The organism is Lysobacter sp. CA196 (assembly GCF_052078695.1).
GTDB lineage: Bacteria > Pseudomonadota > Gammaproteobacteria > Xanthomonadales > Xanthomonadaceae > Lysobacter.
Window position 1 is genome coordinate 1 of the sequence record NZ_JBQJIN010000034.1, and the last position, 17188, is coordinate 17188.

At 63.0% G+C, this 17188-nt stretch carries 8 protein-coding genes; 3 read left to right on the forward strand and 5 right to left on the reverse strand.

The window, feature by feature from the left end; translation table 11 throughout:
- Positions 1-62: 62 nt before the first annotated feature.
- Positions 63-839: an HvfC/BufC family peptide modification chaperone gene (locus tag ACTOWK_RS20855; RefSeq protein ID WP_441332006.1), complete on the forward strand. Its 777-nt coding sequence runs from the start codon at positions 63-65 to the stop codon at positions 837-839.
- A gap of 391 nt (positions 840-1230) precedes the next feature.
- On the opposite strand, the gene ACTOWK_RS20860 is transcribed toward ACTOWK_RS20855, so the two are convergent.
- The 3 genes from ACTOWK_RS20860 to ACTOWK_RS20870 form a co-directional block, all read right to left on the reverse strand.
- Positions 1231-1812: a hypothetical protein gene (locus ACTOWK_RS20860; protein ID WP_441332007.1), complete on the reverse strand. Its 582-nt coding sequence runs from the start codon at positions 1810-1812 to the stop codon at positions 1231-1233.
- A 299-nt stretch (positions 1813-2111) separates the two neighbouring features.
- Entirely contained in the window at positions 2112-3974 is a 1863-nt protein-coding gene (locus ACTOWK_RS20865; RefSeq protein WP_441332008.1) for a S8 family peptidase, read from the reverse strand.
- A 327-nt stretch (positions 3975-4301) separates the two neighbouring features.
- Positions 4302-4664 (reverse strand): HvfC/BufC family peptide modification chaperone, encoded by a 363-nt coding sequence (locus ACTOWK_RS20870; protein ID WP_441332009.1) that lies wholly within the window; start codon positions 4662-4664, stop codon positions 4302-4304.
- Between the two features lie 1140 nt (positions 4665-5804).
- On the opposite strand from ACTOWK_RS20870, the gene ACTOWK_RS20875 reads away from it, so the two are divergent.
- Entirely contained in the window at positions 5805-8366 is a 2562-nt protein-coding gene (locus ACTOWK_RS20875; protein WP_441332010.1) for a collagenase, read from the forward strand.
- Positions 8367-8869: 503 nt separating this feature from the next.
- Here the strand turns inward: ACTOWK_RS20875 and ACTOWK_RS20880 are convergent.
- Positions 8870-13612, reverse strand: coding sequence for an ATP-binding protein (locus tag ACTOWK_RS20880; RefSeq protein WP_441332011.1), 4743 nt, complete (start codon positions 13610-13612; stop codon positions 8870-8872).
- A gap of 681 nt (positions 13613-14293) precedes the next feature.
- Positions 14294-16420 (reverse strand): M13 family metallopeptidase, encoded by a 2127-nt coding sequence (locus tag ACTOWK_RS20885; RefSeq protein ID WP_441332012.1) that lies wholly within the window; start codon positions 16418-16420, stop codon positions 14294-14296.
- Positions 16421-16692: 272 nt separating this feature from the next.
- On the opposite strand from ACTOWK_RS20885, the gene ACTOWK_RS20890 reads away from it, so the two are divergent.
- Positions 16693-17145 carry a hypothetical protein gene (locus ACTOWK_RS20890; protein WP_441332013.1) on the forward strand — a complete coding sequence of 151 codons (453 nt, stop codon included), beginning with the start codon at positions 16693-16695 and terminating at the stop codon, positions 17143-17145.
- The last annotated feature ends 43 nt before the right edge of the window (positions 17146-17188 follow it).

A 17188-nucleotide genomic window follows, 5' to 3' on the forward strand; every position in this document is an offset into this window, starting at 1 on the left:
CTGGCCGAGCTCGATCTCGCACGTGAGGCCTACGGCCGCGCCGAACGCCGTGAGCGGGCCGCATGAACGCGCTGGTGCAGCTGCAGAAACGATTTCTGGCGCAGATGCAGGGGCGAGGCCCAGACGCCACGCTGGGCGACGTCGCCGACGGACGCATGCCGCGAGAGATCGGGCTGGGTATTTATCGGCATGCCTATAGCGCACGTCTGGCTGAGGCGCTCGATAACGATCACCCCGTGCTCGGCACGTATCTTGGCGACGAGCTATGGCAGCGTATGTGTCTGGGGTACATAGATGCGCATCCATCGCGCTACCGATCGTTGCGCGATTTCGGTGCTTTGCTGCCGGCCTATTTGGTTCGGAGCGAGCCGTTCGCCGGGCATGCGGAACTGGCCGAGCTGGCGGTATTCGAACGAGTGTTGCTCGACAGTTTCGATGCGGCCGATGCAGAGCGCGCCGATTGGAACGGTCTGATGGCGCGCGAGCCGGAGGATTGGCCTGACTTGTCGCTGGATATGCATCCCAGCCTGCGCGTGCACCGGGTCGCCCGCAACAGCGTGGAGATCTGGCGCGCGATCAAGGACGGAAAGGCGCCGCCGGCGGCAGGTGAAGCGAGTTGCACAACGTGGGGCGTGTGGCGTAATGACGACCGGGTGAGCTTGTTCCGCTCATTAGACGCCGAGGAACACGCCGTGGTGTGCCACTTCATTGACGGCGGCGATTTTGCCGGAATGTGCGAACGCCTTGCCCAATGGCATCAGGAAGAAGCGGTTCCGACGACAGCGCTAGGTTATCTGCGTAGCTGGTGCGTCGACGGCTGGATCTCTGCCTGGCGCTGAACAGGTAGGCTGTCGCGCGTGCGGGGCGCATGGAAGGCCGCTGCGTTGATTTGTGTGGCCCAATGGATTGGATCAATCCATTTTACGGGGAATGCATCATGTCAAAATCCGCAGTCGATTACTCGCCGCGGACGCCACCGTCAACGATGGTTTCTGCTGGAAGTTAAAAATTCAGCGATTGGCTCGCATCCATTACGATCTCTATGGGTTGTTTGAGTCGCAACGGGATGAAGGCTACTTGATAAATTAGAGAGGCATCTCTTGCCACGGGCTTACGTGCATGAGATCTCTTTCTCTGATCGGTCTGATACCCGATTTTTGCCTATGGCAATGGCGGCCCAGGCCTGCGGTTTGGGTGGAACCGCCGTTCAGATCCTAGGTTTTGGTGGTATCAGTCCCGAGGCCTTCGAGCGCGTGTCAATTTGAGGCTGGCGAGCGTCTTAATTTCTTGGGCAGTCCAGTCGGCGGCAGTGCCGGAAAGCTGACGGAATACAAGGCTCGATTTCTTAGTCTGACGATCCGCTCCTGTGGACCGCCGATGACGAATCCGCGATGCCATCGCCCCTCGGTAGGTTGGTCCGCAAGGGAAAGGCGGGAAACGGAACGGAGGGATGATGTGGCTCGATCGCCGCCAGCTCAATCGAACCCGCCGGACCGGGACGCATCCGCATCGACCGGTGCGGAACCGTTCCATGAGATCTCGACAGATCGCATGACGGCTAGCGCCCGGCCCGGCCGCGCCGCGTTCGTCGTAGGCGACTCGGCACTCGGAAGGCTTGCCAGGCTGCGTTTCGACGAACCTGACATGGATGCGGTCGTGGACGAACACGGCGTTGGTTCCCAGAAATTCGTGCGGGGTGCTGAGCGCTACCGCCGCGAAGTAGCCTCCGCAGTCCTCGGCCATGAGGACCACGGTGTTCGGACGATGGTCGCCGTTGAGGTCGATCCGGAGTTCGTGGCCGATGTAACGCATGACGCTGGCCGAAGCGGCGCCGACACGGTGGTCTGCTCGCTGATCCCATTGGCCAACCGAATCGGCCGGCCGTCGACGGTGGGGGTCGAGTTCCTGGGGTTTCCCCCAGCGCCGCATGCCGATGTGGGGCGGCAGCACGGGTACCGCAGCGAGAGTGGCGGGCCGCTCCAACCCGTAAGCGGCCAAGACAGCGAGCAGCAGCGGGGCTGCGGTGAACGTACCGAATCCAATGCCTTGCCATCGGTCGTCGCGAGCGGCCACCCCCCGCGAGGGGGTGGCCTTGGAGCGAGGGCGGCCCCTTACAGCGGCTGCAGCGCCGGCCGTTCACGCGGGAACGCGTTGCACCAGTGGTTCCGATCCGTGGGCATGGGACCCCAGGCGGCAACGTAAGCCGGGCTGCCGCAAACCATTGTACGGCCCGCGGCGGTGGCGCTCCCTACCACCTGAAGCAGGTACTCCCGATCCGTGCGCGGCAGCTGATAGCAGTCCGCTGGCCTGCCCTGAGTGGTAATGCAGGTGGCCCGGCCGGCGCCATCGACGGATAACAGCGTGTTGCGGTAGAGGTACCACTGCTGCTGCTGCGGCGGCGCTACCGCATTGACGACGGCCTCGGCATTGACGATGCCCGAGCCGATGCGATTGGCCGGGACGACCGCGAAGGGCGTTGCGTTGCCCGTAATCAGGGCTTCGATCTGCGCGGGAGTCCGGGGGTTATTACCCGCGACCGATTGGGCCAGGGCCACCACGCCGGCCACGTGCGGCGCCGCCATCGAGGTCCCGTTATAGGAGGCATAACTTGCGGCCCCGGGTACGGTTAGGCCGTTGTTGAGCGTCGAATAGATGTCGACACCAGGGGCTGCAATATCCACGCCCGCGCCGAAATTGGAGAACCCGGCGGCGCCTCCGGCCTCGCCCGTGGCACCGACGGTGATGACGTTCGCACAGCTTGCGGGTTGAATGCCGGCGACATCCACCGAATCGTTGCCGGCTGCTACGACAACCGTAGTGCCGCGTCCGACCGCGCCGTCGATCGCGTCCTGGTAGACGCGAGAGCAAGCGCCGAAGCCGCGCAAGCTCATGTTGATCACTTCGGCCGGATTCTGATTGGCCGGCACGCCGGGAACATCGCCGCCCGAAGCCCAGACGATCGCATCGGCGATATCCGCGGTGGTGCCGCCGCAGCGGGCCAGTACGCGAACCGGAACGACCCTGGCATTGAACGCGGTTCCCGCAACGCCGGCCGCATTATTGGTCGTGGCCGCGACGGTGCCGGCCACGTGCGTGCCATGCCAGTCGGAGTTGCTGATGCGGCAGAGGTTCGCGTCGTCGTTCCAATTGCCTTGGTCGGCGGGATCCGCGTCGCGCCCGTTGCCGTCGCGCGCGTCCGCGGCATCGCTGACGAAGTCGTAGCCGGGAAGAACGTTGCCGTTTAGGTCCGGATGATTGGTAATGCCGGTGTCCAGAACCGCGACCACGGCGCCTTGTCCCGTCGCCCGGTCCCATGCGCGTTCGGCGCGTATGCCGTTCGCACCCGAGAATCCCCATTGGCGGCCATAGTCGGTGTCGTTCGGGACCAGCGTGGGATACGCGCGGGCGTTGACCTGCACGTACTCCACATCGGGGTTGGAGGCCAGCTCGCGCATGAGCGTTTCGGCTTGGAGCCGGTCGAGCTTGTTGGACGCTTTCAGCACGTCGGCCCCGATCGCCAGCCGGCGGCTGTGGCTTAGCGCCGGCGAAGCAGCACCGGTCGCGTTCTTGCCCGCCTGGGCGAGCGAGCTTTTGACCTTGCCGACGTCCGTCCGTTCCGGACTGCCGGCTCGATACTTGACGATGAAACTGTCGTAGCGTTCTCCGTTTTCCAGGCCCGAGGTAACTACCTGCCCTGCCAAGGTCGAGCAGGGCGCGCTGAGCAGCGCGACGGCAATGAGGGAGGACAGACGGGTGCGATCGAACTTGCTTAATCCAAGCATTTTCATCTCCTGAGTTGGGTAGTGTGTGCAGCAAGACGACGATGCTCCTGTCTCGGAGCGCAACGGAATTGGCAAAACTCTTAGCGCGCCGGTCAAATTCATCGACCGTTTACGAATGCGATGGATTCGTTCGCGCACGCCGGCGCGAAGATGCCGGTGCGATTGGCGAAATGATTTCATCGCGGCGTTCAATGCAGCAGTCCTGGCCGACGCGAAAGAGTCGCTCTAGGAAGTATTGCGATGGCGCAGCGCCGGCGGCGTTCCGATTGCTCGCATATCCAAGAAAAATCCCGCCATGGATTAAGTTAGACAAAGCGGAACACTCATCTTCATCAAGCGAAAGAAACATGCCGGCCCAATCTTCGCCGCGCCATGCCGCCCATTCATGGCCTTGGGGTTCGCTGGCTCGAGGCGTGACCTTCCCGTCTTCGGCCGCAATAGAAATCTCCACGCTGTCATGCGCGAAACGATGCGTGCTGCACGTTAGGATGGATGCCTGGCGACAGGTTCGGCCATTCGTCAGCATCGCGCGCGACCAGGTTGATCCACTAAGCACGCGCCGCATTGGAAGCTTCGAGACTGTCGATGCAGAAAACGTTCGAACTCGGCCAGCTCGTCATAAGACGAAAATGGCTCGACTTGAGCCAGATAGGTCGGCAACGATGTCCCGAAGTTGGGTAATGAGCAATATCCCGATGGGTGCGCATCGATATGGCTGGCGCGCATTCGCGGCCATAGCTCATCGCCAAGATATGCGCCGAGTACAGCATGGTCGTCGTTCAGCACTTCAGTCAGTCGCGCGACGTAAGCGTGGCGATACATGCGAAGCCGTGCCTTTCGCGATATGCGTCCGTCGACGACATCGTCCGGTTCGCCAGGCAAAGTGAATCATCGCATCTGTGATGTAAATCGCGTCTGCAGCTGTGCGAGTTCGTTCATGCGACGAGCTTGCGGCGTTCAGCGTGACCATGCGCGTATCGCGCAAAATCGAGCTCAGCAAGAAGTTCCGTCAGCGACGGGCAGTGATTTTCGCGCTCGATCCCATCACCCGCAGTAGCCCGCACATTGTCGCAATGCAAAACGTAGTTCGATGATCGTTGATAAAGCGGTACTTCATTAGGGTTCCTTGGCGAAGTGCCGGGCCGCCTATTTAGGGTGTAGCGCTGCTATCCCACGCGACGTAGTTGCGTACCTGGCCGCAAGATATCGCTCTTGGTGTCGACGAATTCGCTCGTCTGGTTTTCGGATCTATCCGGCGCGGCCGCTTTGATTAATTTGTAAAGACTGTGCCGATACGCCCGTACGGTACCGACGAATTTGCAACAGCATTGCTGTCGGGCTCGTCAGTGCAGTGGCAACGCAAGTGAAGACATTGTGCCGGCAAGATCTTGGAGAAGTCGCTTGGCTCTCTTCTGGTTCAGTCAATGCAATGTGACTGCATATCGGCGCGGTTAGGCGATCGTTATCGTGGCTATAACGATGCCTTTGGATGGAATTTTTTCTAAGTTAAATAATGTGAATACTCTTAAATCTAAGACTATTCTTAAATCCGAGGCTATATTCAGTGAATTTAGGTGGAAGTAAGAGTATTCCCCGTTTTTTTCCCGGTGCTTACGTGCCTAAATATTTCCAGGCCACAGGTTGCCTCTGTTTGTATGGGTGCTAGGGCAATTTCGGCGGGGGCATCGGTTCGACGGCGAGTCCGTTCGATGAACTTCCAGTGGCCGCAAGCGGGCAGCGAATGATCGCTGCTTCTTATTGACGTACCGGCCGCGCTTGCTGTGCCCGATCGGCATGGATGGCAACGCGCTACGCAAGGGCTAATAAAGGGAGTCTGCACTGACCAGGACCAAGTGCATCACTCTTCATCTGATGACCCGCTTTTTCCTAGGCGGACGGCAAATCAGAAATTCTCGACTGATCAAAGGCTTACTCTGAATCAAGGCCGGTTTACCAGGAAGGAGGTTTAAGCCTTTGATCCGCTTGGGTGATGCACTTGTACCTTGAGAGTGCAGTCCTATAATGTTGCAGAATTCAAGGAAAAAGGTCGGTTTCGCCGTAGTAGGAGCGGCGCTGCTCAGCTTCGTTCTGGTCGGTGTGTCCAGCGAAGGCGACGGAGCTGTCGCGTCGGATACCCGCAACGGAGCAGTCGATCCTGCCGCCGATACTTGGTTGGCGAAGCTGTTCGGCGCTGGAAAGCCGGTTCGTTCCTCGACACAAGGTGCGAATTACGCACTCATCAACTCCGGCGGCGCACCGTTGCAGGAGCGCGATGTGTATGCGGCGGCCGGACAGAGCGGCGAATATACTCGCGCGGGGTACTCGCATCATTCCGCGGGCACGCGCTCCTCACGTCCCGGTCCTGCGGCCTCGATGAGCGAATCGATGTTCGGCGGCGCCCATGTTCAGGGGCTGCCGCTGGAAGCGGCCATGGTGCCGCCAAGCCGCGATCCGCAAGCTTATCGGGTCAAGATTGGCGAGGAACAAAAAGCGATGGAGGAGTTCGATCGCAAACGTCCGTCCCAGAGAGCGCAGGCGAAGCGCGCAAGCGAGGAGAACGGCAAGCTGCTGGGTGCCGCCGGGAGCGAAGGCGCCAGCCCACAGCAAGGGGCGGCCGGACATACAGGCTGTGCATTCGCCGATGCGGTCGGCGCAGATCTGCTGGAGAAGCTGAAACATGCAGATACGGCCTGCGTGGACTCGCAGTTCAACCTGTCAAGGGACGACGCGCTGCGGACCTTCACCAACGAGAAGATGGTAACCGTCGCCGACGAAATCGCCCGACTCGCCCAGACCTACGATGGCGACAACGACCAAGACATCCTGCAGCTGATCATCTTTGTCAAAGCTGGATACTACAACCAGTTCAAGTATCGGGATCAAGGCCTCGGGGCGTTCAATGCGGCCGTCGTGCAGTCCGTGCGTGCTGGGCTCGATGCGTTCTTTAACAACAATGTGACCTTGGCCCTGGAGAACAATGTCCACGGCGAAATCCTCGCGGAAGCCGTGATCCTGATCGACTCGGCCCGAGAGAACACCCGGTTCGTCCCCAAGATCCGTAGCCTGCTCGGAAACTACGACGCTGGGTACGACAACCTGTACTTCATGGAGCGGGCGATCAATAACTGCTTCCACGTTCTGTTCAATCAAGGTGTCGAGCTGCCCGGCTTTACCAGTCAGGTCGCTTCCACTCTGGCCGATACGCTCTCGGGCTTAATCCGCAGCAATATCGGCAAGCTCGGGGGCGGGAAGGAGTATCTGGTGCTCAACGCTGCGCGCGAGCTATCCCGCCAGATGCGGTATCCGGGTAGCATCAAGACCTACGCAAGCACCAAGGTCGACGAGCTGACGGACCTGACGGCATTCAACAACGCGACCGCGCCGCTGCGTACCATCTTCGGCCAGTACGTCGAAAGCTACGATCGCGATAACTGCCAAAGGTACGGCCTGTGCAACTACAAGGACGATCTGCGTGAGGCCGTTCTGCCGGTGCAACACGCTTGCAGCCCGACCATCAGCATTCGCGCGCAGAGCATTTCGGGCGACGAACTCCGCAAGGCCTGCGATTCCGTCGCCGGCGAGCAGGCCTACTTCCACCGAGCCCTTGCCACCGGCAGCCAAGCGGTCGGGGACGACAACAACGCCTCGCTGGAAATGGTGATCTTCGATAGTTCCTCCGACTACGGGAGATACTCCAACGCGATCTACGGCAACAGTTCCAACAACGGCGGCATCTATCTCGAGGGCAATCCCGCGGTAGTGGGCAATCAGCCCCGCTTCATCGCCTACGAGGCCGAGTGGGTCCGTCCGACCTTCCAGATCTGGAATCTGGAACACGAGTTCGTGCACTACCTGGACGGCCGCTACAACCTGTACGGCGACTTCATGGCGGGCTTCAGCCAAGGCACGGTTTGGTGGACGGAAGGGCTGGCGGAGTACATCTCCTGGTCCTACCTGAATCAGGACAATGCCCGGGCTCGCGAGGAAGCCGCGCGTAAGCCGTGGACACTGAGCCAGTTGTTCCAGACCGAGTACGGCGACCAGTCGCGGGTCTATCAAGGCGGGTACTTGGCCGTACGCTACATGTTCGAGAAGCGCGCAAGCGATGTGAACACGATCCTGTCTTACCTGCGGCCTGGTCGATACGCCGATTACAAGCAACGCATCGCCGCGATCGGTACGAGCTACGATGGGGACTTCAGCAACTGGTTGACCTGTGTTGCCGACGGTACTGCCTGCCAGCCGGTTCCGGAGTGCACTGCGGCAGACACTCGTCAGATGGACAGGAATTGCGCACGCAGCAACATCTCGCAGACACGCGGTAACCACGCTCACTTCTACATCCTGGTTCCTCCCGGAACTCCCAGCATTCGGGTCACCGCGACTGGCGGCAATGGCAACGCCGACCTGTTCGCCAATACCCAGGGACGCTGGGCCTACAAGTCCGATCACAACTACTGGTCGATGAATGCAGGCAACGAAGAATCGATCGTGATGAACAACCCGCCGGGTGGGCAGTACGTCTACATCACCCTCTATGGTGAACAGGACTTCAGCGGTGTGCGTTTGACTGCCACTTATTGATTGCAGTAGCGTGGAATAAGGGGCGGGCTGTCGCCCGCCCCTTTTTTTCGATATTGAGATAAGCGTGCGTCGGCATCGATCAATATGTCCGCGCGCTGTCGTCTTTGGCGGTCGCTGAGCGCTGAGTGCGTCCAGTCTCTCAGCTCTCTTCGAGCGATGCGTCGACACATAGCAAACAGAATGGTCCCGCAGCCGCTGTACGTTCGCGACCATCATTCCGCCCCTTGGACTTCCACGCTTAGTATGTCGCCTCGGAAGCGGGTGGCCAGCGGCTTACGCTTCTGACTTGGCGAGCGCCTTCGACAGGTTTTGGCGCCGCGACGATCCGATTCTCGATGAATTTATTCTTGGGCCTTGGAAGTTCCCTGAAGCTGGTGTACTGGAACCATCCAGCGATGGCCCGAATCGGCTCATGCAGGGGGCATGGTCAAAGGCTGGAAGTGGTGGGGTACTTCGCACGAGTGCAGAGCAGATGCGCGAGGAGACCCGATGCCAGGCCAGGGCTACTGGGCCCCTGCGTGATTGCGATACGCCTGCACGCGCTCCAGACTGCGCTGCATTTCGAGCAGCGCGTAGTCGGCCCGGGCGTGGAACTCGGCGGCGGTGCCCGAATGCCGTTCCAGCGCTTCGAGAGCGGAAGCCGCCGTATCTTCGCCGAGTTGCCGGTATCCCGACTTCAGCTTGTGCGCGAGTTTGCGCAGGGTATCGAAATCGTCGATTTCTCGAGCACGGTGCCAATGCTCGAGATCCGCCAGGGTGCTGTCGGCGAAGACGCCGAGGAGGCGCTGCAATTTCGCCTCGTCGTTGCCGACCAGTTGTGCGAGTGCGGCAAAGTCCGCTGCGGCCGTGCTCGGCCGGGGTGTTTCGTCCGTCGATACGAGTGGCAGGACTTTGGGTAGCATACGTTCGAGTATCCGTTTCAGGTCCGGCATCTGCAGAGGCTTGGCGAGGTAGGCATTCATGCCCAAGGCCAGGCAGCGCTCGCCTTCACCCAGCAGGGCGTTCGCGGTGATCGCAACGATGTTCAACGGCGGACGTCCGCAAGCCGCCTCGGTGCGGCGGATGCGTTCGGTCAGGTCATAGCCGTCCAGGCGCGGCATGTGGCAGTCGGTCAGCAATAGCCGATACCGGTCCGGCTGGGCCTGCAGAAGTTCCCAGGCCTGTTCCCCGTCGGTTGCGACGTCGCAGCCGTAGCCGAGGCGCTGCAGCTGGCGGGTGATCACGTCGCGGTTGGTGGCATTGTCTTCGGCGAGGAGGATCTGCGCCTCGGCATGGCGTCCGACGGGTGGCGTCATGTCCGCGCTGGGCTCGGCCGCGACGGCAGGCACGACCGGGCTGGCCAGGCCCAACGCCACCTGCATGCCGCGCAACAACGCGCCGCTGGTCAGGGGGCTGCCGGCCACTACCGTAATCCCGGGCTCGTCGATGGGCGTCTTTCGTTGGAAATCGGCCCGCACCACGATGAGCGGGAGGCTCGCTGCCGAGGACGGCCGGCGCAGCGGGCGCAACAGGGCGTCGAGGTCTTCGACGTAGCCCTTGTCGAGCAGGATCAGGCGGCGTTGGGCGGTTCCGTCGCCGGTGTTCTCGGCCGGATCGATCCGCTCGAGCAGCGCGTCGAGCGAACCGAAGACCTCGACCCGAACGCCGATATCGGCACACAGCTCTCGCAGCAGCGCGGCGCGCTCGGCGGATTCGCAGAGTGCGAGCGCATGCACCTCCGGCAACGTCTGCTCTTTTTCTTCGGCGAAAAGAATCGATTCCATCGGAATGATGACGCTGAAGCGGCTGCCCGATGCGACCGCGCTGTCGCATTCGATCCTGCCGCCCATCAGCGTCGCCAGGTGCTGCACGATCGTCAGGCCCAGGCCGGTGCCGCCGAAGTGCCGAGTCGTGCTCGCATCGGCTTGCTGGAAGGGCTGGAACAAGCTGTCCAGCGTGCGGCGGTCCATGCCGATACCGGTGTCGATGATGTCGAAGCGGATCAGGTGGCGCCCATCGTTTTCGATGTCGGCGTGCGAGGCGCTCACATACACCCGCACGCCGCCCTTCTCGGTGAACTTCACTGCGTTGCCGATCAGGTTGGTGAGGATCTGGCGGACGCGGACCCGATCGCCGAGCACTCGGCGCGGCACGTCCGCAGCGACGAACACGTCGAGATCGGTGCCTTTCTGGGCGGCCTGGCCACGCAGAGATTCGGCCACCGATTCGGTGAGCCGGCGCAGCGACAGCGGGGTGTAGTCGAGCTTGAGCTTGTCGGCTTCGATCTTCGAGAAGTCGAGGATGTCGTTGATGATGGTCAGCAGTACATAGGCCGAATCCTTGCATACTCCAAGCAACTGTTGCTGCTCCGGGTTCAGCGGAGTTTCGAACAGCAGCTCCACCATGCCGATCACGCCGTTGATGGGCGTACGGATCTCGTGGCTCATCATTGCGAGGAATCGGCCCTTCGCCTCGGTCGCGAGTTGGGCGTCGTGCTTGGACTGCTCCAGCTCGAACAGTTCGCGCTTTCGTTGGGTCGCGTCGCGGTTCACGCCGATCACATACGCGGACTTTCCGGTGCGCCGGTACGGAACGGCATGGCCTTCTATCCAGCGCCATTGATCGTCGTTATCGGCATTGGCCAGACGGAATTCGAAAGCGACCGGGGCGTCGTCGCGCAATGCGCCGGCGATGACCTCGCGGACGTGGTTCAAATCGTCCGGGTGTATGCGCGAAAGCACGCTCTCGGCCGGTTGGGCGCCGGCCGGGACGCCCAGGATCCTCGATGCGTGCACATCCAATTCGGTGTCGTCCGTGGTTACGTCCCAGGCCCAGGTGCCGAAACCGGCGGCATGCAGCGCGACGGACAGGCGGGCATTGCTTTCCTTGAGCTGCTCGCGCAAGGCCCGGTGCCGCCATGCGATGAACGCGCGCCCGATGCCGATCAGCAGCGCGATGGCTGCGATCGAATAGAGCAGGTAGGCCCATCCCGTGCGCCAAAGCGGCGGCGTGATCTCGATCGGCAGCGAGAGTTCGGGGCGGCCCCAGCGTCCATCGCGCTGCAACTGGCGGATCTGCAATCGATACAGGCCCGGAGGCAGTCGGTGAAAGCTGATCCTCAGGTCGCTAGGCATGTCGTGCCAGCCGTCTTCGAGGCCGTCGAGGCGATAGGACAGGCGACGCGCATCGCCCAGCACCGCGATGCGGAAGGCGACGTGGCTGTCGCTGTACTTGGCCTTGATCCGCGACAGACCCTTGCCTTGAAGGTTGATGGTGGCGCGGCCGCCCACCTCGTAACTGCTGAGCACGAGCGGCACCGGGGCGGCCAGGCGGATCGTCTGCGGGTCGATCCGCCACAGGCCCGTCCAGGTGCCCAGGTACAGGCTTCCGTCCAGACTGCGCAGCATCGCCTTGGGATAGATGTCGCTGTCGGGAATGCCGTCCGCGGGCAGGTAGCTCTGAAAGCGATCGGTCTTCGGATCCCAGCGCGCGATGCCGCGATACGTGCCGACCCATAGCCCGCCTTGAGCGTCGTTGGTGACCGCAGAGGCGGTGATGTCGGGTAGCCCTTCGGCAAGGCCGTAACGTTTGAAGGTCGCGTGGCCGTCGCGGTCGGCGGTCAGCCGATTCAGGCCCGCGCGAGTGGCGACCCACAGCCGGCCGTCTTTATCGGTGTAGGTCTGCACCACATCGTTGTCGGACAGCGTGGTGGAATCGTCGGGTTGGTGCTCGTAGCGGCGTATCCGACCCGTTTCGGGTTGGAAGTTGACCAGGCCGTTGACGGTGCCGAGCCAGAGCGACCCGTTCGGCCCGCCCGAAACGTCGTTGACGATGTAGAACCGGTCGCCTCCGACGCTGCGCAGCTCTTGCGCTTCGCGATCGAGCAGCGCGAGGCCGCGCAGATGCGACACCCAGACGCGTTTGCGGTCATCGATAAAGATGCCGCTGATGAACAGGTGTCGGTTCTCCCTGCCCTTGAGAAAATACCGGCTGGTGGATCCATCGGGGCGCCAATGCAGCAATCCTTCGCGAAGGCTGCTGATCCACAAACCGCCTTCCTTGTCGCTGATGATGGCGCGCGACCGTTCGGGCAACGTGGTCGAAGCCGTCAGCGGCCGTTGCTCGCCCGTTTGCCGGTCGACTTCGACGATGCCGCCCGGGCACAGCCCCATGACCAATCTGCGCCGGTCGATCTCGCCCAACGAGCAGATTTTCAGGCCGCCCTTGATGCGGTAATGAGCGGGGGGCGTCTGGATCAGGCGCAGGCGCGCCAGTCCGGCGCCACCCATGGCCACCCACAGGTTGTTGCTCCGATCCAGGGTGATTCCGGTGATCGAGCCCGGGCGCAGGCTGCGCAGATCGTTGGGATCGTGGCGCGCGACCGACAGCGTGCCGCGCTCGGGATCGTACCGATACAGTCCGCTGTCATAGCCGCCGAACCACAGCGCGCCGTCGTTCGCGCGGACCAGACCGGTGGTAAGGGACATCGGTACCGGCATCTGCACGAACTGTGCGGAGCCCGATGCCCACCGGAAGCGCCAGATGCCCCGGTCGACCGCGACCCACAGGCCGTCCGCGTCGGCGGTCATCGCATTGATCGGGCCCTGGAATTGTTTCGGGAGCGCGAGCGACTGCACGATCTTCGAAGGGGCCGCCGTGTCGATCGCGATCGCGCGTTCGGGGTAGACCACGAACACTCGCGATCGGTCGGGACTGAGCGCCATGGCCAGGCCGGGCGGTCCGACGCGCATGGCGTCGCCGCTCCTCTCCACGCGCACCACCCCGTCCGGGTTGAGGTACCAGAATCGGCCTTGCGCGTCGGTCTCCAGCCATTCGATGTCGTTGAGCCGGGCGCCCCGCACGGCGAGCTTGGTCAGCTTGCCGGTGCTCGCATCGAGAATCTGCAGCGTGGTGTTGGGCGCGACGATCCAGACCGCATCGCTGGAGGGCGCCAACAGGTAGTTGAAGCGACTTTCGAGGGTGTCCGGACGGGTGGGGTCGCGATCGAGGTCGAAGAAGGTGTGGCCGTCGAAGCGATGGATGCCGCGATCGCCGCCGAGCCAGATGAAGCCATGCGGATCGCTGCGTATGTCGAACAGCTGGGTGCTCTGAAGACCATGGGTGCGGTCGAAGTACTCGAATTCCGGTTCGCCGGCCGACACCATCTTGACCGGAGGAAGCGGAGCGCCGTCCGACGCCAGGCAGAGGCCGGGCATTGCCGCGGCCATGCACAGCGCGATGATCGGACCGAGCAGGAGCCGTCGCATTCAACCTTCCAAGGCAACGTGGGCGACCCGCTGCACGTCGTCTGTTCGCTAGTTCGAGTGAGCCATCCCGGGCTCGCATGCCGATGCCAGATTGCGGGGTCGTTCGACTCGATGTCAAGGTTAAAAGCGCGGACAGGCCTTGATTTCCAGGTGTTTTCTGGTTGTTCGTCGCGGCTCGGGAAGGTGCCCGCGGCGGCGCTGGATCGACGCGAGGCCACGCTGAAGGTCGGCCGGACCTGGCGGCTGATCGCTCGATCCGGTACGGCACCGGCGATCCAGCCGATGAGGGGCTGGTGGAGGGGGCGGCACAGGTTTCGACGTCGATCGCGATCAAGGCTTCTGCAGGTCCATCGGTAGCGAGACCCCGGGTGATCGTCTGTTCGGGGCGCTTGAGGGGCACGGAACAATCCGATGCGGCCGCATGCGAGCTATCCGGGCGCCTATCGCGAATTCCACGAACGCTCGATGGCTTCGTATGCGCCAGATGGCACGAAAGGCGCCGCTCGTCGTTATGCCCGGCAGCGATGCGGCAAGCACGAAGCGACGTCTGCGAACTGAGGCCGGATCGGTCGCGGCTTTGCGGGAGGCTCCATGAGCGGCCGGCTTGGCCGGCCGCGTCGCGATCGGCGGCCTGGGTGCACTTCCTGAGCGCGGAAGTGCACGTCCGGCCGCAAGCGCCCGTTACCAGATCTTGATGCGCTCGGCCGGTGCCAGGTACAGCGTCTCGCCCGGCTGCGCGCCCCAGGCGTCGTACCACGCGTCGATGTTGCGCACGGTTTGCGCGCGCTGCGCTGCCGGTGCGTGGCCGTCGGTGAGGATGCGCTGGCGCAGCGCGGCGTCGCGGATCTTGCCGCGCCAGGTTTGCGCGTAGGCGAGGAAGAAGCGCTGGTCGCCGGTCAGGCCGTCGATCACCGGCGCTTGTTTGTCGCCGAGCGACTTGCGGTAGGCCATGTAGGCGATGGTCAGGCCCGATACGTCGGCGATGTTTTCGCCCGAAGTCTGCTTGCCGTTGACGTGCAGGCCCGGCAGCGGCTCGTAGGCGCTGTACTGGGCGGCGAGCTTCTTGGTCGCTTCCTGGAAATGTTGCGTGTCCGCCGGGGTCCACCAGTTGGCCAGGCGGCCCTGTCCGTCGAACTCCGCGCCGGTGTCGTCGAAGCCGTGGCTGATCTCGTGGCCGATGACCGCGCCGATCGAGCCGTAGTTCGCGGCCGGGTCCGCCTCGGGATCGAAGAACGGCTTGTCGAGGATCGCCGCGGGGAAGTTCATCGCGTTCTGCAGCGGCAACTGCACCGCGTTGACCGTCTGCGGCGTCATCCACCATTCGCCGCTGTCGACCGGCTGGCCGAGCTTGCCGAGTTGGTGCCGGTACTCGTGCAGTTCCGCGCGCAGGCGGTTGCCCAAGGCATCGTCGGGTCGGATCTCCAGCTTGCCGTAGTCGCGCCAACGCTCCGGATAACCGACGCTGACCCGCATCGACTTCGCCTTCTCGCGGGCCTTGGCCTTGGTCTGCGGCGTCATCCAGGCGAGCGAGTCGACCCGTTCGTCGAATGCGGCGAGGATGTTGTTCACCATCTCCTCGACCTTCGTCTTCGACGCCGCCGGGAAGTACTTCTCCGCGTACACCTTGCCCACCGCGTCGCCGAGCGAATGGCTGGTCGCGTCGAGCGCGCGCTTGCCGCGCTCGCGCGCCTGCGGCGTGCCTGCGAGCGTGGTGCCGTGGAAGCCGAAGGCGAGGTCGCTGTAAGCCTTGGGCAGCTCGCCGGGGCCGCGGAGGGCCTCGTTCCAGGCGGCATGGTTCAAGGCGTGGAAAGCGAGGTAGTCCTTCCACACCGGCAACGGTTCGCTGCCCACCAGGGCGGCGATGCCGGCGACGGCGCCCGGTTGCCAGGCGACGATCTTCGGCTGCGCCGCCAGTCCGGCCGCGTCGAAGAACGCATTCCAATCGATGCCGGGGGCGCGTTGCGCGAAGGCGGAGGTTGCCCAGGGATTGTTGGCTTTGTGCACGTTCTGCGAATCGAGCAGCGGCGCATGCGCCTTCGCGATCTTGGTTTCCAATGCGAGGATCGACCTCGCCTTGGTGTCGGCATCGGCGATGCCCGCCTGCTTCAGCAATGCGGCCACATAGGTTTCGTAGGCCTTGCGCGTGTCCACCATTTCCTTGTTGGCGGACAGGTAGTACTCGCGGTCGGGCATGGCCAGGCCGCCCTGCATCAGGGTGGCGATGTAAGCCCGCTCCTGCAGGCCCTGGGCGACGAACACGCCGAACAGATTGGCGGTGTGGAAGTTGGTGGCATTGAGCGGGTCGGTGTCGGCGCGCACGCTGACGCCGAGCACGCGCGACAGGTCGCTGCGCGAGGCGATCGCCGCGACCGCGTCCAACTGCGGCTGCAAAGCTTGCAGGCCGTGCTTCTCGATGCCGGCCTCGTCCAGATAGGCGGCGTGGAAATCGGCGATGCGGCGCGCGTCGCTGGCGGGCGCCGGCTTGCCGGCGGCCAGTTCCGCGATCAATGCGGCGTTGCGTCGCTCGGCGGTTTCCAGCAGCACGGTGAACGCGCCGTAGTTGGAGCGGTCCGCGGGGATCTCGAAGGTCTTGCGCCAACCGCCGTTGGCGAACGCGTCGAAGTCGTCGCCCGGCTTCACTGCCTTGTCCAGGCCGGTCAGGTCGATACCGGACATCGGCGCCGCGGCCGCGGTCGCCGTCCGGGCGGGGGCGGAAGCGGTGTCGGTCGGGGCCGGCTTGCACGCGGTGAGGCCGGCGGCCAGCGCGAGGGTCAATCCGAGGGACAAAACATTCGGTCGGTAGGGCATCGTGGTTTTCCGAGGCGGAAGCTGAGGGAATGTGGCCGATGCCTCCGCCGGAATCCGGCGATCGGCTGACGGTCGACCGGCGATCCGGGATGGACGGCCGGCGGCCTTCGAATAGCGACCCATTGTGCTTTAGCATGTCCTCGGCTTGGAAGTGCACGGGTATCGATAAGCCCTGCTGAGGCTCTCTTCGCGCGTAACTTCGGCGGCGAACCGGTCAGAGGCCTGCCGGAGGCCCCTGGCGGTTTTGACTAGGTTTCGACAGGCAGGGCTTCGTGATCCATATCGTGATTCCGGTTTTCGGATTTATGTGCGCCTTCATGGGGCTGATCTTCCTGGCCGGTTGCTTCGCCAGAGTGGATGCCCCGCGCTTCATCGAGCGCGCCTCGGGAAATCAGCAGAAGATCGACAAGCTGCGATCCCTGCAGACGGCATGGGACAAGCTCGGGAAGATCCGTCAGCTGATCGCTTCGGCTACCGGGTACTGGATCATGGCGGCGGGTCTGCTGCTGCTTTGGCATGACCCGGGACTCGCCAGGTACCGCTGGGTGGTTCCAGCGATGTATGCGATCAACCTGATTGCTCTGCTGCGAGTCAGACGTCATGCCCGGCGGGTACTCGACCAGGCTTCGGCCGGTGCGGTCGAGGTGCTGCAGGTGATCAAACAGCAAATCAGCATCTGCATTTCGTTCAGCGTCATCTACGTAATGCTCGCGACTAAAGCCTGATCGACGTTCAGGCGGATAGTGGCGCGATGATCGGCGGTCTGTT